The sequence below is a fragment of the Parasphingorhabdus sp. genome (assembly GCF_036963805.1).
GTDB lineage: Bacteria > Pseudomonadota > Alphaproteobacteria > Sphingomonadales > Sphingomonadaceae > Parasphingorhabdus.
In genome coordinates, this window is the sequence record NZ_JBALUN010000016.1 from 1 (window position 1) to 24,390 (window position 24,390).

At 52.3% G+C, this 24,390-nt stretch carries 24 protein-coding genes and 1 pseudogene; 10 read left to right on the plus strand and 15 right to left on the minus strand.

What is annotated here, in order from left to right:
• The 6 genes and pseudogenes from V7676_RS17240 to V7676_RS17265 form a co-directional block, all read left to right on the plus strand.
• A pseudogene (locus tag V7676_RS17240) lies at positions 1-228 on the plus strand (chromosome partitioning protein ParB); the annotation flags it as partial.
• 665 nt (positions 229-893) lie between these two features.
• On the plus strand, positions 894-1,217 hold the full coding sequence (locus V7676_RS17245) for a DUF736 domain-containing protein (protein ID WP_335660836.1): 324 nt from the start codon (positions 894-896) through the stop codon (positions 1,215-1,217).
• Positions 1,218-1,377: 160 nt separating this feature from the next.
• Positions 1,378-1,932 (plus strand): nucleotidyltransferase family protein, encoded by a 555-nt coding sequence (locus tag V7676_RS17250; RefSeq protein ID WP_335660837.1) that lies wholly within the window; start codon positions 1,378-1,380, stop codon positions 1,930-1,932.
• Between the two features lie 55 nt (positions 1,933-1,987).
• Complete coding sequence (locus V7676_RS17255; RefSeq protein WP_335660838.1) at positions 1,988-2,185, plus strand: DUF1289 domain-containing protein; 198 nt, start codon at positions 1,988-1,990, stop codon at positions 2,183-2,185.
• Positions 2,186-2,339: 154 nt separating this feature from the next.
• Positions 2,340-2,894 carry a hypothetical protein gene (locus V7676_RS17260; protein WP_335660839.1) on the plus strand — a complete coding sequence of 185 codons (555 nt, stop codon included), beginning with the start codon at positions 2,340-2,342 and terminating at the stop codon, positions 2,892-2,894.
• Positions 2,894-3,946, plus strand: coding sequence for a relaxase/mobilization nuclease domain-containing protein (locus tag V7676_RS17265; protein ID WP_335660840.1), 1,053 nt, complete (start codon positions 2,894-2,896; stop codon positions 3,944-3,946). Before V7676_RS17260 ends, V7676_RS17265 begins: the two co-directional genes overlap by 1 nt.
• Positions 3,947-4,017: 71 nt before the next feature.
• Here V7676_RS17265 and V7676_RS17270 read toward each other — a convergent pair whose 3' ends face one another.
• The 6 genes from V7676_RS17270 to V7676_RS17295 all read right to left on the minus strand — a co-directional run bounded on the left by V7676_RS17270 (position 4,018) and on the right by V7676_RS17295 (position 11,884).
• On the minus strand, positions 4,018-4,602 hold the full coding sequence (locus V7676_RS17270) for an urea carboxylase-associated family protein (protein ID WP_335660841.1): 585 nt from the start codon (positions 4,600-4,602) through the stop codon (positions 4,018-4,020).
• Positions 4,599-5,279, minus strand: coding sequence for a guanitoxin biosynthesis heme-dependent pre-guanitoxin N-hydroxylase GntA (gene gntA / locus V7676_RS17275; protein WP_335660842.1), 681 nt, complete (start codon positions 5,277-5,279; stop codon positions 4,599-4,601). Before gntA ends, V7676_RS17270 begins: the two co-directional genes overlap by 4 nt.
• Entirely contained in the window at positions 5,276-6,190 is a 915-nt protein-coding gene (locus V7676_RS17280; RefSeq protein ID WP_335660843.1) for an ATP-grasp fold amidoligase family protein, read from the minus strand. The genes gntA and V7676_RS17280 overlap by 4 nt, the downstream gene beginning before the upstream one ends.
• Positions 6,191-6,379: 189 nt before the next feature.
• Entirely contained in the window at positions 6,380-7,636 is a 1,257-nt protein-coding gene (locus V7676_RS17285) for a TolC family protein (protein ID WP_335660844.1), read from the minus strand.
• Complete coding sequence (locus V7676_RS17290; protein ID WP_335660845.1) at positions 7,633-10,743, minus strand: efflux RND transporter permease subunit; 3,111 nt, start codon at positions 10,741-10,743, stop codon at positions 7,633-7,635. The genes V7676_RS17285 and V7676_RS17290 overlap by 4 nt, the downstream gene beginning before the upstream one ends.
• Before the next feature lie 4 nt (positions 10,744-10,747).
• The gene (locus V7676_RS17295; protein ID WP_335660846.1) at positions 10,748-11,884 is read right to left on the minus strand and encodes an efflux RND transporter periplasmic adaptor subunit; all 1,137 of its coding nucleotides are present in this window, start codon (positions 11,882-11,884) and stop codon (positions 10,748-10,750) included.
• Between the two features lie 105 nt (positions 11,885-11,989).
• Between V7676_RS17295 and V7676_RS17300 the strand changes: the two genes are divergently transcribed.
• From V7676_RS17300 to V7676_RS17310, 3 genes are all read left to right on the plus strand, one after another.
• Positions 11,990-12,646, plus strand: a complete 657-nt coding sequence (locus V7676_RS17300) for a response regulator transcription factor (protein WP_335660847.1) — start codon at positions 11,990-11,992, stop codon at positions 12,644-12,646.
• Complete coding sequence (locus tag V7676_RS17305; RefSeq protein ID WP_335660848.1) at positions 12,643-13,998, plus strand: HAMP domain-containing sensor histidine kinase; 1,356 nt, start codon at positions 12,643-12,645, stop codon at positions 13,996-13,998. The genes V7676_RS17300 and V7676_RS17305 overlap by 4 nt, the downstream gene beginning before the upstream one ends.
• Positions 13,999-14,270: 272 nt before the next feature.
• A complete protein-coding gene (locus tag V7676_RS17310; RefSeq protein WP_335660849.1) occupies positions 14,271-14,837 on the plus strand; it encodes an aspartyl/asparaginyl beta-hydroxylase domain-containing protein in 567 nt (188 codons plus the stop codon).
• A gap of 107 nt (positions 14,838-14,944) precedes the next feature.
• Here V7676_RS17310 and V7676_RS17315 read toward each other — a convergent pair whose 3' ends face one another.
• The 9 genes from V7676_RS17315 to V7676_RS17355 all read right to left on the minus strand — a co-directional run bounded on the left by V7676_RS17315 (position 14,945) and on the right by V7676_RS17355 (position 23,681).
• On the minus strand, positions 14,945-16,102 hold the full coding sequence (locus tag V7676_RS17315; protein WP_335660850.1) for an OprO/OprP family phosphate-selective porin: 1,158 nt from the start codon (positions 16,100-16,102) through the stop codon (positions 14,945-14,947).
• A complete protein-coding gene (locus V7676_RS17320; protein WP_335660851.1) occupies positions 16,099-16,959 on the minus strand; it encodes an alpha/beta hydrolase in 861 nt (286 codons plus the stop codon). The genes V7676_RS17315 and V7676_RS17320 overlap by 4 nt, the downstream gene beginning before the upstream one ends.
• Before the next feature lie 14 nt (positions 16,960-16,973).
• Complete coding sequence (locus tag V7676_RS17325; protein WP_335660852.1) at positions 16,974-18,632, minus strand: ABC transporter ATP-binding protein; 1,659 nt, start codon at positions 18,630-18,632, stop codon at positions 16,974-16,976.
• A complete protein-coding gene (locus V7676_RS17330) occupies positions 18,595-19,665 on the minus strand; it encodes a DUF1611 domain-containing protein (protein ID WP_335660853.1) in 1,071 nt (356 codons plus the stop codon). The genes V7676_RS17325 and V7676_RS17330 overlap by 38 nt, the downstream gene beginning before the upstream one ends.
• 357 nt (positions 19,666-20,022) lie before the next feature.
• Entirely contained in the window at positions 20,023-20,724 is a 702-nt protein-coding gene (locus tag V7676_RS17335; protein WP_335660854.1) for a VIT1/CCC1 transporter family protein, read from the minus strand.
• A gap of 49 nt (positions 20,725-20,773) precedes the next feature.
• Complete coding sequence (locus V7676_RS17340; RefSeq protein WP_335660855.1) at positions 20,774-22,105, minus strand: HAMP domain-containing sensor histidine kinase; 1,332 nt, start codon at positions 22,103-22,105, stop codon at positions 20,774-20,776.
• 4 nt (positions 22,106-22,109) lie between these two features.
• Positions 22,110-22,799: a response regulator transcription factor gene (locus V7676_RS17345; RefSeq protein ID WP_335660856.1), complete on the minus strand. Its 690-nt coding sequence runs from the start codon at positions 22,797-22,799 to the stop codon at positions 22,110-22,112.
• Positions 22,777-23,397 carry a cytochrome b/b6 domain-containing protein gene (locus V7676_RS17350; RefSeq protein ID WP_335660857.1) on the minus strand — a complete coding sequence of 207 codons (621 nt, stop codon included), beginning with the start codon at positions 23,395-23,397 and terminating at the stop codon, positions 22,777-22,779. The genes V7676_RS17345 and V7676_RS17350 overlap by 23 nt, the downstream gene beginning before the upstream one ends.
• A 2-nt stretch (positions 23,398-23,399) precedes the next feature.
• Positions 23,400-23,681 (minus strand): PepSY domain-containing protein, encoded by a 282-nt coding sequence (locus tag V7676_RS17355; protein ID WP_335660858.1) that lies wholly within the window; start codon positions 23,679-23,681, stop codon positions 23,400-23,402.
• 197 nt (positions 23,682-23,878) lie between these two features.
• Here V7676_RS17355 and V7676_RS17360 point away from each other — a divergent pair, with 197 nt between their 5' ends.
• Positions 23,879-24,361, plus strand: coding sequence for a rubrerythrin family protein (locus tag V7676_RS17360; protein ID WP_335660859.1), 483 nt, complete (start codon positions 23,879-23,881; stop codon positions 24,359-24,361).
• The last annotated feature ends 29 nt before the right edge of the window (positions 24,362-24,390 follow it).

The window sequence follows — 24,390 nt, forward strand, 5'->3', positions numbered from 1 at the left end:
AGTGACCATCTGACCGGCGAGAATGACCGTGAGAAGAAGGAGTCATGGGTTCCGCGCTGGATGGCGTTTCCGCCATCAGCATATACGACACGCGGCGGTGTCGGCACTGTTGCCGCTGCTGAAAGAGCCAAGTGGTTGATGGAAGAGGATGAGTCATCCGAGCCGGAACCGCAGGAAGCGGACGAAGCTGCGTCTACAACGGAAGAGAATGAGCGAATTGCAGCTTGAAGCATAGGCGGGCGGCTGTTCAGCCGCCCGCTCCAAAATCACCGTAAAGCCCCAACCGGCAGAGCCGGTCGGGGCTTCGGCATGGGCGTAGCCGTCAATGGGCGGGCTGCGCTTTGTCTGTTGGTGGCAGAGCCATCTTCACCGGCAAACAGTCTTCCAAAAGCAGTGCGTCAGGAGCCTCTCGATGCCCGAAATGGTCGCTGCGGTTGCTGTCGTCATTGACCGATTGCCCGATTGGCTTTGGCCATTGTCAATCCGGGCGTCGGTGCATTTTCATGTGATCTGTTCATATCGGCAAGGGGAATCGCTTGCGTTCCGCAAACAGACAGCGCCATATCGACCGGAGTCTATGAGCCAGACATTGAATGCAGGCAGTTATTTGCCAAATCTCCTTGGCATTATTGGCCAGCCGCACTCATCCACGTCCTCGTCAATGGCTTTGATTGGCAGAGGACGGCTGCGCCTCTTGCCCCTAGCTGCAACGGTGCAGCCCAAAGTTTCTTCCCCTGCGCTGACGCGCATTCCGCGCGGAAACAAGAAACCCCGGTCTGCACCGTCCTCCACTTCGTTTCGGTCCTGCGGATGCATCGGTTCAAGCCCCTGCCTGAAATCAGCCATCGAGGCCGCGAATGAGCGCGGGTTCGACCAAACCAAGGAGAAGTATCATGGCAAATATCGGAACATTCAAAAAGTCAGGCAACGACTATCGCGGCGAAATCGTCACCGTGATGTTGCAGAAGAAAAACGTCACCATCGTCGCCGAAGAACCAAGCGAGAATGAAAACGCACCGACCCACCGGGTGTTCGTGGCAAAGGCAGAAATCGGGGCAGCCTGGGCCAAGACCAGCAAGGAAGATCGCGATTATCTTTCGATCAAGCTCGACGATCCCAGCTTCAACGCACCGATCTTCGCCAGCCTGTTCGCCGATGAAGATGGCAAGAGCTTCAACCTCATCTGGTCACGCGCCCGCACATCGAACGGCAACTGATCCAAACGCCCGCGCCCCGACCGGCTCTGCCGGTCGGGGCTTCGCTGTGTTCGTTTGAGCGCATGATTTACTGACATTGGACCAAACCAGACAGTCGGAAGGTCGGATCATATATCGTTTGGAAACCCAAACATGTAGTCGTTCTCTTATGCAATATGCTTTGGCACTTAAAAAGTTGATGATGGCTGACCCGAGCCGATGGCCCGTGCTGGACATTGTGCGCTCGCTTGATTTGGCAGACTGTTGGGTAGGTGCAGGATTTGTTCGAGATGCCGTTTGGGATAATTTGCACGGACGCGTGCCCAATGAATTGACGGCAGACATTGATGTGATTTGGTTTGGTTCGGACGATTCCAATGCCGCCAAAGATCGAGCGCTCGAAGCAGAGTTGCACAAAATCCGACCGGACCTGAATTGGTCAGTCAAAAATCAAGCGCGAATGAACGAGAGGAATGGCGACGCTGATTACAGGTCTGCGACTGACGCCATGCGTTTCTGGCCGGAGACCGCAACCGCAGTTGCGATTCGACGGAGCGGCCAAGACCAGTGCGAAATCGCTGCACCGTTCGGTCTGGATGATTTGTTTGAACTTCGGCTCACGGCAGCGGGCCGATTTGCAAATGAGAAGCGGTCGATCTTCTTGGAACGGCTTGAACAAAAGCAGTGGCTGCAAAGATATCCGAAGCTCCGGATAATTGATCGTTTGTCCCGATGAGTGGCCATCGCAGTCACAGTTTCACTCGTCCGAATAAAAGTGCATGTTGGGCTTTATGACCGACCGGCCATTATCTCCCTGCAAAGATATTTGCGCGCTGGACGCCAGGGCCAGCGTCTGCACCGGCTGCGGTCGCACCATTGCCGAGATCGCCGAATGGGGGAGCGCGACCGCCAGCCGCCAGCAAGAAATCGTACGGCGATCTTCGGTCCGTTTGGGAAGCCTTGCTTCACAGACGCACTTAAAAGCCTAACCCCCAAGCGCATCCAAGGGTGCCTTCATATTCAATGAATGTGGCCACTTTGGATACGCTTTTCTTAGGGGGTTTTAGGGTATTTGTCTTAATTGCAGGATATGCCTAGCGGCGCGTGTTGTATTACAATGCCCGTGTTTCACGAGGCAATTTCATGGCGACAAATACCGATCCGAAACCTGCGATGCTGAGCATTAGGCTAGATGCTGGAGCGCTATCTGCGCTCGACAGCTTCGCAGTGGGGCGGGGCGGTCGAAGCGCGATCTTGCGGCAAATGATTGAACAGGTGTTGGAGGAGAACAGTGGCCGTCCTCTGTTAGAACGCCGCGAAGGAATAGCGCATAATCGTGTCTCGCTACGCTTCACCGATGCCGAGATTTCGGTAATCGAATACCGTGCATCACAGCGCTCGACCAATCGGTCAGGCTGGATCAAAGCATTGGTGCGCCGACACCTGTCTTTGAAATCGCGCGTCGATGATGGTTTGCTCGCTGAGCTCGCACCGATACGAATGCAGTTGCTCCGCATTGGCCGCAATCTCAATCAGGCAATGAAGGCTGCCAATTTGCGTATGATGGAAGATGGCGACAAGCAGATTGGAAACGACCTGCGCCGTATCGCCGACATGCGTATGGAAATTTCCGAACAGATAGCAGCCGTCGGTGATGCCATGCACGGCGATGCGGGCTATTGGGAGGTAGCGGATTGATGGGGTTGGAATCTGCCCTTTGGGAAGCAACCCGGCCAGCATTCCGGGTGCGCTATATTCATGACCCGAATGGCCAGCCGCTGACACCGCTCTATGCTAGCTACGGGTCTGCCAGCGGCAAGACAGCACGGGCAAAGTTGGCGAGGATTGTGCGCCGCGCGCCCGAAGTTTTGGTCAAAGTGACGGGACGCCAGAAGGGTGGTCGCCATGTCAAAGCCCACCTAGATTATATCGGACGCAAGGGTGACGTCGAGATCGAAAGCCGCGACGGAGAAATTCTCACGAGCAAAGACGATATTGCAGAACGCGCGGCTGAGTGGAGTGACACGCTGCAATGGCGGTCACGGCCAACTGTGTCGTCGGTGTCGTTGGTTTTTTCGATGCCCGGAGGCACTGACCCAGACAAGGTGCTGGGAGCGGTTCGCGCGCTGGCCCATGCCGAATTCAGCGACAATCATGATTATGTCTTGGCGCTTCATACCGATACGCCGCGCCCGCATGTTCATTTGACAGTGCAGGCAGAGGGGCTTGATCGAACCCGCTTCAATCCTCGCCCGGTCCAACTGAATGGTTTGCGTGAACGGTTTGCACGCGAGCTGCGCGCGCGCGGCGTGGCTGCCGAAGCAACGCCAAGACGCGCGCGCGGGCGAGGGGTTGCTGGGTCAAGCATGGCGTTGGTCAAATTGCGCGCACGGCTGCGCACCGGATCAAGCCGTCAGATGATGAAGGCAGATCGGCGTACCAATGAACAGGCTATCGCCGTCGCGCAGGGGCAAGAGGCACTGCCGACATTTATCGCACTTGGCGCAGAAAAATGGCAGGCGATCCGCAAGGCATATCGCGAAGCTATCTTTGCGCTGAACGCCACCGGATCAAATCAAGATCGAGAGCTTGCCAACGACGTTCACGGCTTCCTCGAAAAGCATCAACACATGAACGCGACCCCCGAAGTCTTTGCCGCGCACTATGCTAAAAAGCTCGGATTCAAGGATGGTCATCCTAAAAAGCAGGCACGTGACCTATCGCCGCGTGATCGCGGGCGAAGCCAATAAACCCGTATGCCTAGCGCTCGAAAAGCGGTCATTAAATTCCAGATTTGGAGGTTGCCTGCTCAGCCTCTGGTCTAATCGCCAGTTGCATAATGGATGGGCTTGAATGATCCGTTATTGGACTGCAGAGCCGAACAGGCCGTCAGCCCAATAATCAAGTCCATCTGAGCGCGGAAGCGGATGCACTCGCCCGCCTTGCTCATCGGCGATTCTACCGTGATTTCGCCTGTAACGGCATTGACTGGAACATTCATAAAGCAGTTGAAGGCTGTCGGAATTTGATCCTCGCTCACACCCCACGGTGCGAGAGCGCTGGCGAGATTGCCAAAGCATCCCCGATGCGGGTCCTTGTCACCATAAATAATGCGAAAAGTATCTTTCGAGCAGGGTGTCAGCAGAAAATCATGTCGCCCGACGTCATCCTGTTCGATCTGAAGCATTACGTTACTGCGATTGGAATAAAGCGGATCGCCAGTTGTTAGGTAAATGCGGCTTGCATAATCCAGTGTTCGCCCGGAAGAAATGACCTCGCCGATGTCGTGAAGGTTATAAGCCAACAAATCGGCTACCTGCTCACCCATAGGATCAATCACGGTCAGCGTCTGCCCGGTCTTTAACTCAAAAGCCGTTCCGGTGCGTGGCTTCAATTCCTGAATCATGGGGCTTTTTTCTCTTTCCTGTGAAAAGGACAGGCCCAATCGGCCTCAACCTGCCGTCCGCTATATTGCCGCGCTGCCGATATCATGCCGTGCGGTGCGAGCATAGGGTTCCGGCTTCCGGCCAGTGCCGTATCACGCTCCGAAATACTTGCCTGTAGCTGATTATAGAGTCCGGTCTTTCGCATTTGTTCAAATTGATCGTGGATGTTAAAAATGATGGTTGGTTTGGAAAAGCGCCGTGCCGGTCGGCTTGAACCCGGATGCAGACCCACGATAAAGAACGCCGCCCCTGCAAAGCTAACGGAGAAATTACCGGCATCAGGATCTGCACTAACCTCTTGATCATGGCTGCACCCGGCTGCGACATCAATGTCGGACAGGGCTTGCAGCCGAATCCACAAAGCCTGTTCAAATTCACGTTCTGACAGTGTGTTGTCGTCAGCAAAAATCACAGCGAAGCTTTGAAACATGTGCGGGTCAGTTCGGTAACGATATGCTTGGCCGCTCAGCCGTGAATAGATGTCTTTATCATCGCCAGTGTAAAACAGGCTGCTTGCTGTCAGGATTTCCATGTTGCCTTTTGCCAATGATGCCTTCGCGCCAACACACGGAAACTTCTGAGCATCAATGAAGCAGGTGAGGGCCTCTTTAGGGGTGGCGGTTTCGTGGTTGGTCATGCGGGGGCATCGCTGTTCAGCGTTAGCAAAGACGCAGCGGGCCGAATTTCTGCGGTTCGTGGCACCTCCTCTTTCTTCACTATGTCTAACGCACGCAACCAATGAGCGCCGATCACCGCGTCCAAACCCACCGGATTAAATGGATCAAGGCCTGAACCGGGATAAAATGTCATCTCTCCAAACACCGGCGACCCTGCAGGTTCGTACAAGTCTACGCGGGCAAAATCGATATCGCTGCCGAGCAACTCGGCGGCTTCTACCATTGAATCTAGTGATCGTGGAGGTTTGGGGTCGGCATCTGCAGTGAGCGCAGAAACCCTACACCAGTCTTGGTCAAATAGAATCCAGCGGTGTCGGTTTCCCCGGCCCAGATGCACCTGAATAAAGGCAACTTCGCCGCCAAAAACATAAAATTTATAGTCGACCGGCACGCCGCCATCTTGCCCGATAAATGGTTCGATCAAAAGGCCATGCGGAATATGCCGGTAGAGCCATTCGTCGAGCCAAAAGCCATAGGTCTTCTTGACCCAGCCATGCGCCCTACGCCTTACCGCAGCCCAATTGGTATCGTTAGGGTCAACAAACGCAATTTGGTTGCAACCATGTCGCGATTTGAGGACGAACCGCTCCCGCCACTCGCTAGTTTCAGGCAATTGCGTCCCGCTCCATAAAGTGGGTGTGATCCATTCCGGTCCCAACCGCTTCGCCGCGATATCCTTGACTGCAACCTTGTCCGCCAGAATGGGAAGCTTGGGATTTCTGTCATGCAGTTTGCGCAGCTGTACTAGTTCGGTAAATGTCGTGGGCGCGGTCAGATTGGGTAAGCGGCCATGGCGCGCCAAATAAGTAAGGTGTATCCGCAACAGAGGAAACAATTTGGTGTTTTCAGTCAATGCTTGGGGATGTTTCAAAAAATTGTTCCAAACTCGGATTTAAAATTTGCCAATACTGTCCCGGTGAAAACATGAGTATGTAGTATTAACACCATAGCTTACGCGTCGGCGAGCGGTAAGTTGCAGGATCAATGCAAAACGCGTTGGATGACAAACATCGTACTAGGACGATGTTCACCACATCGCTGTCGGCCTTGATGCATCATGTCATTCATGCCCGTGATCATCTTCGCCAATCCACAGGCTATGGCTGTCGATCCTCAGCCTCGTGATGGCATCCAGAGCATCTTTTCGGGCACTGGCTTCTGATCGAAAAGCATCATGCGCTAGCCGCTCCGCTAACAATAGATCAGACAGGTCGAAGGCACCAAGGTCGTATCCGCGGCGCATTTTCATGAGACCATCCACTTGGGCTTTCATACCCTCCCGACTACGCTGCCAAGAGCGCCATGTTGCTTCGGCTGCCGCCAGATCGGTATCGGCCACTTCTTGTACATCAAAGCGAATGGCAGCCGCTTCGGCCTGAACGGCCAACGCTTCGCTCGCGGCGCGGTCAGCCAGAGCACTTCGGTGGCGACCACCCAGCGGTATAGAGGCAATAATGCCCGCTCCTTTTTCCATGCCGTCACGCTCGCTGAACACCCGAAAACCAAGTGATGGATCAGCAATGCGGTCGCGGCGTGTGCGCTCTGCCATTGTAGAGACACGATTTGCTTCCGCATCGGCCGCAGCAATCTCATGGCTGCGCTCAATCACCAGATCGCGCAACATAGCAAACCCGCCTTCAGGTATAGAAGGTAGAGGCATTTCCGGTGCTTCAACAGGCAGAGCTAAACTAGGGAATTGGGCCGCGAGCCGTGCACGTGCATATTCTGCCCGCCCCTTGGATTGCTCGGCCATCAAGCGCGCCGATCCTAACGCTGCTTCGGTTTGATCGGCTTCGAGTTGCGCAGCGTCGCGCAATTGGACCCGCCGCTGTATTGCGGTTAGCGTTGCCTCATAATTTTTGACGGCTTGCGCATCGATAACTGCTTCAGCGCCCGCACCCAACCATTGCCACCAAAGGCTTCCCAATAATGTTGCTGCCTGGTGCTTAACATCCTCAGCGCGGTTTTCAGCAGCTGTGACTCCATATTGGCCAGCCTCCCGATCGAGTTTCTTTTTCCCCGGCAAGCGGAAAGGGCGCATCACGGTCGCATCAAATTCGTTGAAATTACCCTCAAGGTCCACATTGCGGCGAGTATAGGAACCGGAAACGGTCACTTCGTGTGAACCAACTCCTAACGCTCTGGCTTCAGCCTTTGCCGCTTCCACACGAGCGCGCGCCGCTGCGACGCTGGGATGATCGTCGAGCGCCGTCTGAACCGATGCTTCATCAGGCAGGCCAGATTCGACCTGAGCAGATAATGGCGCTGCAGCTGTGACTGTCAGAGTAAGTGCAACAAAATATCGAAGATGTTTCATGCCTTAGCCCCCTCATCAAATGATTTTTGGCCAGCGTCTCGTTCAGCCTTGTTCTCGCCAAATCGTTCGTACAGCATCGGCAGCAAGATGAGCGTGAGCATGGTCGCGCTAACCAGGCCGCCGATTACTACAATGGCCAGTGGTTTCTGGATTTCCGAACCGGGGCCAGTTGCAAATAACAAAGGAACCAGCCCGAATGCGGCAATGCTTGCCGTCATCAAGACGGGCCGAAGCCGCCGCGCAGCGCCAATGCGCACCGCTTCATGCATTGGCATGCCTTCCTCTCGCAATTGCCGGAAATAGCTGACCATCACGAGGCCGTTGAGAACCGCGATCCCTAGTAGAGCAATGAAACCTACCGAAGCGGGCACTGAGAGATATTCGCCTGATGCTGCTAGGGCAACCATCCCGCCGACCATCGCGAAGGGAATGTTGATCAAAATTAATAGCGATGCGCGAACCGAATTGAGCGTTGCGTAAAGAACTACAAAAATAAGGATTAGCGAGATGGGCAGCACGACCATCAATCTTGCTGAAGCACGCTGCTGGTTTTCAAACTGCCCACCCCAAACGATCCGGTAGCCCGGTGGCAGCTTCACATTGCTTCCAATATCAGCTTTTGCCTCTTCGACATATCCAACAAGATCGCGGCCAGACACAAAGGACTGGATCAGCGCGAAGCGGGAGCCGTTTTCATGTTCCAGCTTCACCGGCCCTACGACTTGATTGACGGTTGCAACATCACTGGCGCGCACAAGCTGACCCGTGGGTGAGCGGTAAAGTTGATCGGCGAAGTTTTGCGGGTTCATTCCTCCGCTGCCTTCGCCCTTGATTTGGATTGGAACGCGGCGATTGCCATCGGCTACGACGCCTGAGCGCACACCCTCAACCTGTGCACGCATCATGTCCTGCAGCATGTCGATCGGCATCCCCGAACGCCCGGCGGCCATTCGGTCCATATCAAGCTGCAAATAATCTACCGTATCATTGGCGATGGTCATCGCTTCCGTTGTTCCGTCAATCTTTTGCAAACGACCTTGTATTTCACCGGCAAGGCGCGAAAGCTCCTGTAGATCAGGGCCAAACAGCTTAATCGCCAGATCGCCGCGCGCTCCTGTGAGCATTTCGGATATCCGCATTTCAATGGGCTGCGTGAAACTTGGCTCAATCCCGGGCAAATCATCAAAGACATCGCGGATTTTCTCTGTCAGCTCATCTTTGTTTGATACTTGCCACTCATCGCGCGGTTTGAGTTTCAGGAAACTGTCGGTTTCATTTGGGCTCATCGGGTCCAGGCCCAGTTCGTCACTGCCTACTCGCGCGATGACGTCCGTCACTTCTGGCACGTTGGCAAGTATCGCTTTTTGGACCTTGATGTCGCCATCTACTGAGTGATCGAGCGAAATGCTGGGCAATTTGGTAAGCTGAACGATCAGCGAGCCTTCGTCCATCGTCGGTAAAAACGTCTTGCCCGTCACGCTATAAGCAAAGCCGGCAGTTACGAGAGAAAATGCTGCTATCCCGATTACAAGCGGACGACGATTGAATGCGCCGCCAAGCACACGCGTGTAGAAGGGAGAGAGTTTGCGCATAAGCCACGGTTCGTGATGACCATCTGGCATTTTCAGCATGAAAAAACACAAGACAGGTATCAATGTGAGCGAAAGGATAAGCGAGGAAAGCAGAGCGAGGACAATCGTCAACGCCACGGGTGAAAACAGCTTTCCTTCCAATCCTTCCAACGTAAGCAGTGGCAGGAACACAAGTGCAATAATAGCTAAGCCCGAGGCTACCGGTTTTGCGACTTCGGCTGAAGCAACAAAGATATTGTGCAACTTGCTTACCTTCTTATGTTTTTCCTCAGCTAAGCGCTCGACGACATTTTCAACCACAACAACCGCGCCATCAACCAGCATGCCGATAGCAATCGCTATGCCGCCCAAACTCATCAGGTTCGCCGTGAGACCAATCGACCGCATGCAAATAAAGGTTAGTAAAACCGACATAGGAAGGGCTAGCGCAACGATAATTGATGCTCGGACATCCCCGAGGAATAGCAACAACAGGATCACAACGAGGATTGTCGCTTCAAGCAGCGCTTTTTCTACAGTGCCCACAGCGCGTTCGATCAAATCCGAGCGATCGTAAAACGGGACGATCTTCATTGAGGCTGGCAGGCTTGGCTCAATCTCTTGCAGACGTTCTTTCACGCCCTCAACGACCTTGCTGGCGTCTGCGCCGCGTAAGCCCACAACGAGGCCCTGGACCGCTTCCCCTTCGCCATTTTTTGTAACAGCGCCGTAGCGGGTCAGACTTCCGGTGCCGACTTGCGCCACATCACCGACGCGAACAATAGCGCCATTTTCTGACTTGACGATGATCGCCGCCATATCTTCGACGCTCTTGATGGCACCTACTGACCTGACAATAAGGGATTCCTCGCCCACTGTCAGTCGGCCTGCGCCATCATTGCGGTTGCTGCTTTCAATAGCCGTCTGCAAATCGGAAATCGTGAGATTAGCCGCTGCAAGCGATGCGTTGTTGGGGTTCACTTCATAAGTTTCAACGAAACCGCCCAGTGCGTTAACATCAGCAACACCTGGCACCGTACGCAGCGCAGGTCGAACAATCCAATCCAGCACGCGGCGTTTCTCGGCTAGCGATTGCGGGCCTTCGAAAGTGAACATATACATGTCGGAAAGCGGTGTTGATATCGGTGCCATGCCGCCTGAGACGGTCACGGGCAAATCGCCCATCACGCCGTTCAGCCGCTCGCCAACCTGACTGCGCGCCCAGTAAATATCTGTGCCGTCCTTAAAATCGATAGTAATGTCAGCAATCGCATATTTGGCAACCGAACGCAGCACTGCCTGATCAGGAATACCAAGCATTTCCATCTCGATTGGCGTGATGACCCGGCTTTCGACTTCCTCCGGCGTCATGCCGGGTGCTTTCAGGATGATTTTGACCTGCGTTGAACTGATATCGGGAAATGCATCGACCGGCAGGGTCATAAAAGCATAGACCCCAAAACCAGCTAATCCCAGTGCCGTAGCTACAATAGCCATACGAAAGGCAAGTGCTTTTTCAACCAAATTTCTAAGCATTTGGTCAGTCCCCGCCCAGCATGACTTTAAGTTCCGCTATGCCGCTGGTAGCGACTTTTTCACCGACCTTCAGGCCGGAGTTTATGACCGCAGATTCGCCCGCTTGAGCTGCCAATGCCACTTGCCGTTTTGCAAAACGGTTCCCTGTCAGAACGAAAACATAGTCATTGTCACCTATATGGGCGATAGCTTTTGCCGGGACAGATACGCCGGTTTGCTGCCCATTTCCGGTGATGGTGACCATCACACTTTTGCCTGCCACCATTCCTGGTGCCGCGCCAATACTCGCCTTGGCCATCACCGAGCGGGTCATGGGGTCGAGAGTTGGTGACACCGAGATAATAGTACCGCCATTCGGGATCGGAGTTTCCGTGCCTCCGGCCTGCGCTATATTCACTTCAACAGGCATTCCTGGCGAAACAGATTTGGCCAATCTTTCCGGCAGTTGAATGTCGAGTGTATAGGATGACGTGTTATCAATCACAAAAGGCGCGGTCATGGTGTCAACCGGGCCGCCGGTTTGCACATTGACCGCAGACACGCGGCCGTCGATCGGCGCGCGCAGGGTCATTTGCCCGCCGCTACCCGCGCCGGCCTGTGATAATATTTTCTGGTTTTCTGATACTGTGACCTGCGCGGAGCGAAGTGCTGCATTGGCCTCGTCCGCGCGCGCTTCGGCAATAATTCCCTCACGCGCTAGCTGGTTGAGGCGGTTAGCATTGGCGCGCGCGAGGCCAAGGTGGGCTCTGGCGCGCGCCAAGTCTGCACCGACCTGCAAAGTTTCGCGCACCTTGATCAAGGCCAGGGGCGTCCCGCGTGCAACCGCCTGACCTTCAACTACATACATGCGGATGATCGCACCTTCGAATGGCGCGGTAACAGCAACGCGCGCTTCGGGAGGGAGGCTAACAATCGCGGGGACAGTTCCAAGCGGAACCGCGCCTGCATTAACGGCAACAGCCGTTTCAATGCCGAGAGCTTTTAATTGCTGGGCTGTAACAGTGCCGGGCGTGGTCTCAGCCGGGGCTTCTGTTTTGGACTCAGCCGATCCATTAGTCTCTGAAAAGAAGGAATAATAGGCAATCGCTATCACCGCGATTGCAGCTGCGATTGATAGGATGATTTTATGGTTGCGTGTCATAAATGAGCCCATGCACAGCGAACCTGACAACAACTTGCTATTTTGTCAGCTTCACTTCAGAAACATGCACTATTGTTAGAATCGAACTCAGGAGTAATCACAGAAATGCGGCTTTTACTGGTAGAAGATGATCTGGAGTTGTCCCGGCGGCTGTCAGATCGCTTGCGCCAGTCCGGCTTTGCTGTCGATCTGGTCACCAACGCTGCTGATGCCATCGAATGGCCGGACCTTGATCAATTCGCAGCAATCATTTTAGACCTTGGGCTTCCGGACGGCGATGGGATGCAAGTTATCAAACGCTGGCGGGACTTGGGTGTAAAGGTCCCGGTAATTATCCTCACGGCGCGCGGAGGCTGGGAAGATAAAGTTGAAGGGCTAAACCGCGGTGCTGATGACTTTGTTGTTAAACCTGTACGGTTTGAAGAGCTTTTAGCGCGCCTCCATGCTTTGATCCGCCGCTTTTCAGGACAGGCAGATGACCTTCTCAACGCAGGTGATGTTACAATCGATATTGCTGCAAAGTCGGTCAAGCAGGGAAACAAGCAAATCACCTTGAGCCGCCAAGAATTTAGGTTACTTCATCTTTTCGTTAGGCGTGCGGGCCATATCCTGCCGCAATCCGACATACTCGAGAATCTTTATGCGCTTGATGAAGAACGCGAACAGAACACCATTGAAGTTCATGTCAGCCGTTTGCGCCGCAAAATTGGCAAGGAAAAAATCACAACAATTAGAGGAATGGGATACAGGTTCGAAAAATGAAATGGCAAATGAACAGCCTGCGTGCGCGATTTGTTGTCGCTATATTATTGTGGACGGTAATTGGTACAGTAGCAATCTGGTATTCTTCAACCCGGCTTTTCACAGTCCACGTTGCGGAACAATATCACAGTGAACTTTCCGTTCATGTGAAGGAACTTGATGCACTGACAAAGCTAGATACTTCTGGCCAGCCCTATTTATCGCGGCCACTTTCAGATCCAAGATTTTCTGTCCCGATGGCCGGGTTCTACTGGCAAATTACACGTGACGGCTATGCTCCGGTTCGCTCGCCTTCCCTTAAGCAAGGGGAACTTGACGACAGTATAGCGCGGTTGCCCTCAGTTACGCATCGTTTGGAGCCCGGCCCCACCGGAGAAGCTATAACTTATGGCTTGGTTCGCAAGTCGGATAGCGGAAATGACGTTCATTTCGTGATTGCAACTGATCAGCGGCTGCTCGACGAAATTACCCGGCAGTTTGAAAAGGAATTGACAATCTGGCTTGCCATATTGGCCTGTCTGTTGATCGTCAGCGGCGGTATCATTATTTGGTTTGGCTTGCGACCACTTGAGCAACTAGGGCAACTTGTTGCGGGGCTGGGAAAGGGTGAATCTAAATATATTGAAGGACGCTATCCAAGTGAAATCGAGCCTTTGGTCAATAATCTAAACGCCTATATTGGTAGCAATGACGCGCTAATAATAAGCGCGCGAACTCAGGCGGCAAATTTGGCCCATGCCCTGCGCACGCCGCTGGCAGTTATGACCGATGAAGCTGAGCGAATTAAACAAAATGACCCAAGCTCGTCCGCCGCAGATACTTTCCTGCAGCAATGCCAGTTGATGACCCAACAAACCGAATACCAACTCGCCCGTTCCCGGTCCGGTACTGCTCAAATGCGACCGGGCGGAAGTTGCAGGCCAAACGAGGTCATTGTGCCATTGATAAATGCAATGCGCCGTCTCCACCCAAACAAGCATTTTTCATTCAACTGTAACGCCTCGGAACAAATTCGAGCTGGACTCGGCGAAATAGGATTTCGTGAAATGGCAGGATGTGTCCTTGATAATGCAGGAAAATGGGCGAAAATCGAAGTCACTTGTGTGCTTTATACGTCCAAGAAGCAGATTATCTTGGATGTTAAGGATGACGGTCCGGGAATGACGGCTGATGAGGCGGCAGAGGCTTTTGAGATTGGGTCACGCTTTGACAAGTGCAAACCGGGCTTTGGGTTAGGGCTAGCCATTGCAAATGATATCGCTCGCGATGTTGGGGGCGAGATTCTCATAGTCACCAATGAAGCAACGGTCGCGGGTTTGCTTGTGAGAATTACCATGCCGTTAAGAGCTTAATCATCATAGAACGTGGATAGTCGATTGAGGGTGGAGCGATCCATTCACTCCAATGGACTTGTCGTTGGATTTTGCTTCCCGCTCTGAAAATTCTATATTTCCCACCTGTTCTCGAGCATTGCACCAGCATACATTTTATACCTGTATCAATGAAATCAAATCGGGATGTTATAATGAAGGAAACGAAGGTTTGTAATTTGTCAGCGGGTAGTCAGCTTTCGGGGTCATTATAGGACAGCCCATCAGACTATCAAGGCAAGGAGAAATAGCTCATGCGACAGCAACCTGCTGATAAACTTATGCAAAATTTCCGGTTGATTGAAGAATCTGTTCAGATTTCGCCTTTACTGACCGAAATTGATTCTGTTGAAGGCGCTTGGGACCTCAACCAAGGCCGACAGTCCACGATCAAGGTTCAACGAGAAGCCAAGGCTATCCCTATTCGTGGCCTCAGGAAGTCCAAAATTGCCGGACGCAAAAAATGGGATGTCCATGAATCACGATTTACAACCATTTCTCAAAATTTTCCCGTAGTTCGGGGGCAACTTGAACATTGGGCGGCAAAGTTAAATGGCGAGCTTTCCAGAGCAAAAGTCGTGAAGCTCGAACCTGGACACCGCGTTTATCCGCATATTGATAGAGGGGACTATTACCGGATCCGCAATCGATATCACCTCGTTTTGCGAAGTGATCCCGGCAATTACCTGAGGGCCGGAGAGGAAAAAATCTGGATGAAACCCGGCGAACTCTGGTGGTTCGACAATAAGGCCGAACATGAAGCAGAAAATTGCAGCGATACTGCGCGCATCCATTTCATATTCGACCTATTGCCGCTTTGAACCGGCAGAAATTACAAAATATTTCCCCGGAACTAATCTGGAGTGATATCTTCCCAAAAAGATCATCTAAGATTGATTCCGGGTAATTTACGTTCCTTATCAACCCGTCAAAATGCAATCTGGAACCGGCCCATAAAGGCATTCACATTTTCATTGATTCCGTTTCTGTTCGGCCTTGTTTTGGCGTTGACATAGTTAGCCATAACGCGAAGGTTCTGGGTTATGTACCAGTTTAGGCCGACCGAATAATTGGATTGTTTTCCGCCAGTGATGGGGCCATCAGTTAAATCCAGAGTACTATAACGTGCTGCAATTTCAACGGCGCCGAATTTTCCTTGTGGGCGGATACCGCCAAATGTCCCGCTGGAGCTGCTATAACGCTGGCGTTCCCCGGTCAGGACAAAAGCTGCTTCGACCGAAGCGCCCTTGTAGGTTGGGTCGCCTATTAACGGAGCATCATTCTTACGCATGATATATTGCCCCTGGATCAGGAACGGCCCGTTCATATAGCCTGCCTCGATATTGTAATTCATATATGACTGGACATCCGGTTGTGATCCGGTGCGGATAAGAGTGATGCCTGATAAGCCGAATTCTGGTTGCGCACTCACCTTAGACGGCTCCAAGTCCTTCAGCTTACGATATTCAATGGCGCCGGCAAGGTGGATAGCTTGCTCCCTCTCATCGATCGGAGCAAAAACTGCGCGCCCCACAATGCTCCTTCCCTGATCGGTAGCTCGAATGGGGTCTTGGCCTAGGGGATTACCAAAATACCCCCCGGTGACTGACCAATTTTTGCCTCGATAGCGTGCTGAACCACCAACAGCAAAATTTGGTGCCAGAGCTGAAGGCAGCCCTCGTTCCATCAGCTTCAGATCGTTCGAACTCTTCATATCCTCGCCATTGAAAGGCACGGTCATCTGACCTGCTTTTAGTGACAGATTATCGATGCCGCGATACTCCGCCCAAAGGTTTTTCCAACCGGTGCTCAGGCCGCCAATGTCGCGGTCTACCTTGATACGAAAGTCGTCAGCAATTGTTAGCGTTGCGTCGATACGGAGACGACGGATGTCAGTCCTGCTGGGAATGATAGTGATATCATCGTTTACGCTAACTGTATCCAGATGCAGCCGACCGCCGAAGACCAGCTCGAAATCATCTCCTTCGATCGTTAAACCTTTTTCGTCGGCTGTCACATCTTGTGAATATGCCGGTGAAGCAATTAGGGCTGAAATCGCGCTTCCCATAAATAGCAATTTTTTCATGATTTTTCTCCTTTTTGATCTGGTATGAGCCAATTGAAAACTAACTCGTCCAATTGGTGTTTGCGGATGCTGGCGCCAAAATTGTGTTTAGCCCTGTTTATTATTTGAAGTTCAATATCGGCTTTCACTTTATGATCACCGGCATATTTTTGCATTGCGGTGACCCATCGTTGTGCGCGTTCAACCCGGTTGCGTCCCTGCATCCGATCGATTTGTTTGCCGGTTTTCAGTGAATCGTCCCGCCTCAAATCGCGCTCACCCACGAATACTCGGGTTGGGCATCCGAAAAAACTTGCCAGATCAAATGTTCGGTCGGCCAAAATTTCTGACGGAGCTATTCCAAGAGGGTAGGGGACATCGATATCGGGCATTGTGAACCATCCCGCTGCCATCAAGGCCATTCTGTTCACTAGATGAGGGCGCATCATTCCAAAGCGATGAGCAAATTGCGCACCGCCGGAAAACCCGAATAAATTGATGGTTCGGGTATCGATATTGAATCGCTGCTGGGCATCGCGCAGAAGATTTTCCAATGCTTCAGCAGGACATCGCTCCCCTTTGCGAATTTCCAGTCTTTGATAATGTTTGTGTTCTTTTCGCGAGTATAATGGGGCGATGACAGTAACGCCTTTCGTCTCGGCAAGGCTGGCAAGCCGGAAGGCGTGTTCCGCGGCATTACGCGTCCAGCCATGGATAGAGACGACGGGGGCTAAGCCAGCTTTCGGTGAAGTTGGCTGAAAGATGAAATATGGAAGCTGTTCGGGGCCAGCGTCATGAATAGACAACACCCGACCTTTCCACCGCTTTGCATCAATGGTATCCGCTAGGGGTAGCGAAACAGCTGAAACGTCAATCAATCGATGTTGCTCCTTCATGCCACAGCCTCAGCAATTTCGATGCTGCTATCGTCGAGATGCCAGCGAATTTTCGAATGCTTTAAGAATGCGGGGTTATGTGTCGCGAGGAGCAGCGTGCCCTCAAACTCACGAATAATATTGTTCAGAATCTCAATGCCATCTTCATCCAGATGGCTATCCGGTTCGTCTAACAAGAGCACCGATGGGTTACCGAGCAGGGCCCGCGCTAGAATGATGCGCATGCGCTGACCAGCGCTTAGGTTTCCGCCGCCTTCTTCAACAGGAGAATCAAGCCAATAAGGAGAATCGGAATTTAATCCGTCCATGCCGCAGCGCGCGGCTGCTTGTTGAATATCATCCTCATTTGCGGTTTTTGAACCATATGCGATGTTTGATCCAATCGAGCCTCGCAGGAGCGGAAGGGTTGGAGATGCAATTGAAATTGAACGGCGTAACTGCCCTGTTTTGACTTTATGAATGTCGCGACCATCCAGCAAGATACGCCCGCTCTCTGGCTCGATCAGTCTTAAGGCAAGTAGCATTAGAGTGGATTTTCCAGAGCCGTTAGGGCCGGTGATCAAAACACAGGTTCCAGGCAATGCTTCAGCTGAAAATTCGTTCAATGCCCCGGAAACAGTCACCTTGTCGAATTTCAAATGACCTTGAACGCGTTTCAATGACTTTGGCTCGATCGCCGTTTCAATGACTGGACCTTTACGCAATAGGTTTTCGGTTTTCTCCAGAGAAATATCGTAACTTTTACGATATTCATAAACCCGGCCAAAATCGAAAAGGTTGGGCGTTATCATCGACAAAACGCCCAAAGCCGCCATGATTTGGCCTGTTGTTGCCATATCGTTTGTGACAAGCACACTTCCTACCATCACCGAGACAGTGAGTGCCAAACCGACAACGACATAAACCATAGCGCGAAACGTACCTATCGCGCCCGCCCTCGCGATCATTGCCCGCTTCAGGCTTTGGGTTTGTCGTTTAACTTTTCTTCGCTCATTATTGCGCTGGGCAAACGCTTGCACAATAATCATATGCTCAAGCTTTTCTGTTAGATTGGCGGCGATATTAGCCCGTCTCTTACGAGACTCTCGCATTGTCAGGTCGATTGAGCGTCCGAGAAAAAGTGCGCTTATTGAGCCAAGGCCTACGAGCGCGAATAACAGCCCGCCCAGAATGGGATTCATGATAGTCAAAGCAGACATGGCACCGGTCAATACGACGCCGGATACCGCTAATCTGGCAATACCCATCGTCACCCACTGGCGAAGGGCAGTGAGATCATTGACGAAGCGTAACAGGACGAACCCCTTGCGTGTTTCTCCAAGCGCCCTTGCGGACAATTTACTGACATGTTGAAAAACAGTGAGCCGGATGTCGGCGACATAGTCCTGTCCCATTGTTTCCGCATCAACCCGCTCACGCCGCTTCAACCAACCGATCAAAAATGAAGCAGACACCATTATCAAAGCATTCGGCCAAATTGACTGTTTCGCCCCCGTCACGGTCAAGCCATCAATCATCGTTTTCATGACCATTGCGATTCCAATCATGGCCCCGGCTTGCACGAATCCATTCAAAATCAGAGCTGCCAGATGCCAGCTCCGTTTTCGGGTCAGGAGCTTAGGCAGATTTTGCAAGGCGCTGCTCTTCGAAAACATGCGCGCTGCGCATGCATATGCTCAACGCATTGTCGTCAGCAGCGAATCTTTGAAGTCCGAATACTTCGACACCAGATAAAGATTCGAGTTCCTGTGCGGCCAATGGCGAGGCAGTAACAGCTCCTGATAATGCGCTTGGCTCCAAGCCAATTTCACGTAGTGCCTGAACTCCCGCCATACCGGCCATTGGATCAGATGCAGCGAAGAGAATACTGTCGATGCTGGCACGAAAGCTCGGTGAATGGAGTAATCCGTCTGTCTCTTTCTGGTAGAGGCCATCTGCAAGTTCAACGATGATGATATCGCAGCTCGCAGCAGCTGCATTCACCAATCGATTGAATAGGATTTCGAGAGATGCAATTGATACATCAACAGTTGTGGCATAACCGCCATCGGTGAAATCAAAAACAGGATCGATGCCGCTATCTTGATATTTCCAAAGATCACCGCCCGACCCGGTACCGGTCAGTTTTATCGCGCCGGTGCGCAATCCGCCGCGTAATGCCGCGCGCCCGACCTCCGCTGCGGTCGTTGTTTTCCCTGCATTCATGCTCGACCCCACGACAGCGACGATATGCGGTCTTTGAGGATGAAACGCCCGGTCAGGATTTACCGCGAAGCCATTTAAGTTGACTGTGTTTCCTTTTGCATCAGCGAGTAAGCTGATGGGAGTGATCTGCGTAGGTTGGCGCGTTTTAGCATGGCGTGATAACATTGCCGAAGCGATCCCGCCTGCTGCCACCATTTGGCATGGTTCAAGGTTCGCAGGCACTTCAGAACAAAACTGATCGGTTGCGTAGCGCGCGCCAAAAGCAAGCAGAACTTCATCGCCGGGATATAAGAACGCCCGCCGCCCACTTGGTAGTTCAAGTCTACTATGATGTCCCAAACGGTCTATTCTTGCTAAACAAATATCGCCGGCTTTTGGGGGCTTTTCAATCAATGCTTCGACGCATTGTAGGTCGACCCTACGGGTAACGAACGAACGCTTGGCAGCCGACAATCGGCGGTGCAATTTTGTTTCGGACATCATTAGTTATTCCTCTCAGTTTTTCTGCGCTAGCTCTCACTGGCGTATAAAACTGACGTGAGGCTGAATTTTGAATTAAATGCTGTTTACCAATCGCTTTGGAGGCACTTGCTCATCGATTACTTTAGAAATGACTTGTGTTATCGCAACAAGGCATCTTCCTCGTTTTTAGATTTAGATGATGATTGAGGGCAAGTGGAATAGCCTGATAGTTTTGTAATTGAATTTTATTGCACTACGTCGTTCAATTGGTCTTGACCAATGGGAGTTAAGTAGCGCGGGCAGCGGTTTGGTTCGGGTCGAATCATCTGACGCACGCCATGCAAATATTGATGCAAAACTCCGTCATGCCGAATGACGTTATATTACAGTGCCTACGAGCGTCCCGATTCCCGCCGTTATTGCCATCGCAAGCGCTCCCCAGAATGTTACCCTTAGGGTTGCTTTGACGACCGGTGCGCCGCCAGCTTTCGCGCCCAGTCCGCCTAAAAGTGCTAAGAAAAGCAAAGATGCAATCGCCACAATTGGCACCAATGATAGAGCAGGAGAGAATACGACCAAAATCAAAGGGAGCGCAGCGCCTACCGTAAATGTGCCGGCCGAAGTCAGCGCAGCAAGAATTGGCTGGGCAGCAGTATGTTCTGTTATGGCGAGTTCGTCATGTGCATGGGCCGCAAGTGCATCTTTCGCCATCAGTTGTTCGGCAACGGCATTTGCTGTTTCTTGGTTCAATCCCCTGGCAACATAAATGCCTGCAAGCTCTGCATGTTCACCAACCGGATTGGTCGCGAGCTCGGCAGCTTCGCGCGCAAGATCGGCTTGCTCGGTATCAGCTTGTGAACTCACCGATACATATTCGCCGGCCGCCATCGACATGGCCCCGGCAACCAGCCCAGCTGATCCCGCGACCATGATTTCGCTCGTCCCCGCCGACGCCGCTGCAACGCCGATTATCAGACTGGCAGTCGAGACAATTCCGTCATTGGCTCCCAAAACGGCCGCACGAAGCCACCCTATACGCGAAACCAGGTGGGCCTCTGGATGAATGTGTAATCTGCTCATGATATTTCGCTTTCAGCTAGTTAATATCGGAAACTGTATGACCCAAAATTTATGCGGCGGTATCGGAAGGGAAGGTGACAATGAATTTTGCGCCGCCGCCTTCCGGATTTTCAAAGGCTATCGATCCGCCATGCGCTTCGGCCAATCTTTGGACTATTCCCAGCCCAAGGCCCGCTCCCCGGCCGGTACTGCGATTTTTCCGCCAGAATCTCTCGAAAAGTTTGGGACCATCCGTTTCTGAAATTCCTGGACCATAATCCCGCACACTGAACCGGGGGCCTGGACCAACTTCTATTTCAATAGGTGTATTGCCCGGCGCATGCGCGAGCGCATTGTCGATAAGGTTGCGATAAATGCGGAAAATCGCTTCCTCATGACCCTTGGTTGTTGCTGTGCCATAATCCTCAAAAACAAGGTCGCGCCCGGCTGCAAAAGCGGCAGGGGCAAGCTGTGTTACAGCCTTGCGGCCAACTTCGACCAGGTCAACCGGTGCCCCGGTTTCAAACGCTTTGGCGTCCGCCTGGGCAAGGTCGAGCATCTGGTTCACAAGCCGTGTCATTTGCTGGTTATCGGTCAAAAGCGCATCACGCTGTTCGCCTTTGGGCAACTGGTCGATTGACAATTGCATGATCGATAGCGGTGTACGCAGTTCATGCGCTGCATTGGCGGTAAAGGATCGCAAAATTGCCATTGAGCTATCGAGTCGCTCCAGTGCCCGGTTAACTGCCCGAACCAATGTTGTAACTTCTCTGGGTTCTCTGGGTTCGGTTATGCGAAGCGCCATGTCTTCAGGATCAAGCCGATCAACCTCTGCCTCGGCGCGCCGCAAGGGATTCAACACGCGGCGCACAGCAAAAATATTGAACAGAAGCATAAGTAGCGAAAGCGGTATCAGCGGGAGAGCGACATGCTGAATAAGCTCATTAATAATTACGGGAACATATGGGCTGATGCCTCTGCCTTCGAATTGCATGTAGAGCCAACGCTGCTCCCCTGCGATAACTACTGATCGCACGCCTGAAATGCGGAAGCCTTGCGATAGTTTCTCCCGGCGCGTCCAATCCATGAGCGTCCCGCGATTAGGTGATGGATATGCGGCGGACAAACTTCCGGAATTGCCCAGATTGCTGTCGACATAGCTTGCGAACCAATGGGTTGATTCGGGCGGCCCCGCAAACTGGTCTAGGTCGGTGAACTTGCTGCCATCCATTTTATCCGCTTCAAGTGTCAGCAGTTCTTCCGCCAGCGACTGTGGTTGCTGGCCATAAGTGAAAATTACGATCCCGATATCAAGGACCGCAAACAATAAGGTAAAGATTGCTAACCGGGTAGCAATCTGACGGAATAATGTAGGCCCTTTAGATTGTTCATTTTGCGTCATAAACTTATTCGGTAACATTCGATGGAGCATATAGCGCATAGCCGACCCCGTGAATTGTTTTAATCTGGACATCGGCAGATGCTGCCGAGAGACGTTTGCGAAGTCTTGAAATCGAGGCTTCCATAGCATTCGGTGTTATCTCGGCATCCATCGAATATAGCGCGCTCTCAATCGATTGCTTGGCTACAACATGGCCGCTTCTGCGAAGCAGCACTTCAAGCAGATCAACTTCGCGCGGCGCAGTATCGACAGCAATATCACCAACATGAACTGTCCGTTCGGCAGGGTTTAGCGATACATTCCCAACATGAAGCACGGCCTCCAACGCGTGGCCTGGTCGCCGCAAAAGAGCGCGGCAGCGCGCTGCCAATTCTGGTATCTGGAATGGCTTGACCAAATAGTCATCTGCGCCTGCATCTAATCCGGCCACCCGGTCGTCAAGCCCGCCGCGCGCCGTCATAATCAAGATAGGGGTTTGGTCCATCTGAGCGCGCATAGCTGTCACAAGATCGAGACCATCTCCATCAGGCAATCCGAGATCTAACAACACCAGATCATAATCACCAATCTGCATGGCATGCTGTGCCCCTTCAATTGTCTCATACCAGTCAATGGCAAACCCCTGACGATCCAATCCATCACGAATGAGCGTTGCCAAACGGGGATTGTCTTCAACGAGAAGCAGGCGCATCATCAATATCCGATCCAGAAGCTGCACGCTTATAGCCGGTAATCATCGACCATGGCATATTTTCCCGTTGACGGACACTTTCTACAATCGCCGCACCGACATGGAGCACAGCTGCGCCAATGATTATATTGGCCAGAGTTTCATGCAGCTCTTCCACCCAGGGCTCTCCCCAGAATTGGTCACTGCCCATCATCCAGCCGGTAATTCCCAAGCCAGCGACGAGCGCCATCAAAACGAGCATCATTATTGCGCCAGCGGGATTATGGCCAATATATCTCGGTTCTCGGCGAGCCATCAAGGCAGCTCCGTATCCAAGCAATTTCTTTGGACCAGGCACAAAAGCTGAAAAGCGAGCATGTCCTTTTCCGACGAAGCCCCAGATCAAGCGGACAAGCAGCGCTGCGACCATAGCATAGCCTAGATATATATGCGGGTCTTCGACATGCCGAAGCACGGTCAGGTTAGCGATAGTGCCAAGCGCAACCGTCCAATGAAAGATGCGTACCAGCGGATCCCAAACTTTGATCCGCTGGCTTCTTACAAAGGTTTTTCCAACCTGACCCGTCGGAACTTGATCGACTAGAGGATTATCATCTTTCACGGTCAGTCTACATTATTCTGGACGACAGCGCCCGTTACGGGATTGAAATAAACCTCGGCGCGGCGCCCATCTTTGTTGATGGCATAAATTTCATAACAGCTGCCCGAAACTTGAAAGACTTTAATTGACTTAAAGCCCATTTTGGCAATCTTGGCCTTCATCTTTGCCGGCGCGATCCATTTGCTTTGCGGTTGCGCTGTGCAAACCGGACTGGCAAGAGCGGCTGAGGAAAAGGTCATCGCTGCGATAGTTGCCGCTGCTGAAATCAAAAGCTTGGTCTTCATAATTGTCACTCCATTTATTTGGCCAAGAAATTGGGCCGACACTTGTTAGATGCTCCGCAAAGCTGACGAAGTGCTGACGCGCTGTGCAAATAGTTACGAAATTCCGAGAATTAATTACTGCCTCGTCAGGACGCAGTCAGGAATCTGGTCGATCAGAGAATGGTCGCAACGATGCGAAGAATTTTCGGAGACACACCATGAAGACTTTTGTAAAAATGAGCGCCGCTATCCTAGCGTTGTCCTTTGCAGGTACGGCTGCGTTTGCTGGCCAAGGTGATAGTGCCAAGGAACTCTCGCCGCAAACTAAGGCCAATCTTGAAACCGCGATGCATGGTGAGGCCTTCGCTAATCTTAAATATCAGCGTTATGCTGACCAGGCCGATGAGAAGGGGCAGTCAGAACTCGCTCAACTTTTCCGCGATTCCGCGAATATCGAAGCGAACGAACATTTTGACCGTGAAGCTGAGGCACTGCAACTTGGCAGCTCAAGCGACGTCAATCTGGAAGATGCAATGGCTGGCGAGCATTACGAAAATACCAAGATGTACGTAGAATTTGCAACTCAGGCAGAAGCCGACGGCGATATGAAAGTGGCCGCAATGTTCCGCCAGATCGCCGTCGATGAAGGTGTGCATTATGACGCATATAAGGCTGCGCTGGCGAGATTAAAAACAAAATAATGATCGTCAGCGGTGCCGGTCGGGATCAC

Excerpts from the sequence above, each read along its gene's own strand:
- V7676_RS17260 (WP_335660839.1), top strand. The coding sequence starts at position 2,340 with ATGGCGACAAATACCGATCCGAAACCTGCGATGCTGAGCATTAGGCTA.
- V7676_RS17330 (WP_335660853.1), bottom strand. The coding sequence starts at position 19,665 with ATGATGTCCGAAACAAAATTGCACCGCCGATTGTCGGCTGCCAAGCGT.
- V7676_RS17340 (WP_335660855.1), bottom strand. The coding sequence starts at position 22,105 with ATGACGCAAAATGAACAATCTAAAGGGCCTACATTATTCCGTCAGATT.
- V7676_RS17345 (WP_335660856.1), bottom strand. The coding sequence starts at position 22,799 with ATGATGCGCCTGCTTCTCGTTGAAGACAATCCCCGTTTGGCAACGCTC.
- V7676_RS17245 (WP_335660836.1), top strand. The coding sequence starts at position 894 with ATGGCAAATATCGGAACATTCAAAAAGTCAGGCAACGACTATCGCGGC.
- V7676_RS17305 (WP_335660848.1), top strand. The coding sequence starts at position 12,643 with ATGAAATGGCAAATGAACAGCCTGCGTGCGCGATTTGTTGTCGCTATA.
- V7676_RS17295 (WP_335660846.1), bottom strand. The coding sequence starts at position 11,884 with ATGACACGCAACCATAAAATCATCCTATCAATCGCAGCTGCAATCGCG.
- V7676_RS17290 (WP_335660845.1), bottom strand. The coding sequence starts at position 10,743 with ATGCTTAGAAATTTGGTTGAAAAAGCACTTGCCTTTCGTATGGCTATT.
- V7676_RS17360 (WP_335660859.1), top strand. The coding sequence starts at position 23,879 with ATGAAGACTTTTGTAAAAATGAGCGCCGCTATCCTAGCGTTGTCCTTT.
- V7676_RS17285 (WP_335660844.1), bottom strand. The coding sequence starts at position 7,636 with ATGAAACATCTTCGATATTTTGTTGCACTTACTCTGACAGTCACAGCT.
- gntA (WP_335660842.1), bottom strand. The coding sequence starts at position 5,279 with ATGACCAACCACGAAACCGCCACCCCTAAAGAGGCCCTCACCTGCTTC.
- V7676_RS17315 (WP_335660850.1), bottom strand. The coding sequence starts at position 16,102 with ATGAAAAAATTGCTATTTATGGGAAGCGCGATTTCAGCCCTAATTGCT.
- V7676_RS17265 (WP_335660840.1), top strand. The coding sequence starts at position 2,894 with ATGGGGTTGGAATCTGCCCTTTGGGAAGCAACCCGGCCAGCATTCCGG.
- V7676_RS17255 (WP_335660838.1), top strand. The coding sequence starts at position 1,988 with ATGACCGACCGGCCATTATCTCCCTGCAAAGATATTTGCGCGCTGGAC.
- V7676_RS17300 (WP_335660847.1), top strand. The coding sequence starts at position 11,990 with ATGCGGCTTTTACTGGTAGAAGATGATCTGGAGTTGTCCCGGCGGCTG.
- V7676_RS17335 (WP_335660854.1), bottom strand. The coding sequence starts at position 20,724 with ATGAGCAGATTACACATTCATCCAGAGGCCCACCTGGTTTCGCGTATA.
- V7676_RS17355 (WP_335660858.1), bottom strand. The coding sequence starts at position 23,681 with ATGAAGACCAAGCTTTTGATTTCAGCAGCGGCAACTATCGCAGCGATG.
- V7676_RS17270 (WP_335660841.1), bottom strand. The coding sequence starts at position 4,602 with ATGATTCAGGAATTGAAGCCACGCACCGGAACGGCTTTTGAGTTAAAG.
- V7676_RS17310 (WP_335660849.1), top strand. The coding sequence starts at position 14,271 with ATGCGACAGCAACCTGCTGATAAACTTATGCAAAATTTCCGGTTGATT.
- V7676_RS17325 (WP_335660852.1), bottom strand. The coding sequence starts at position 18,632 with ATGTTTTCGAAGAGCAGCGCCTTGCAAAATCTGCCTAAGCTCCTGACC.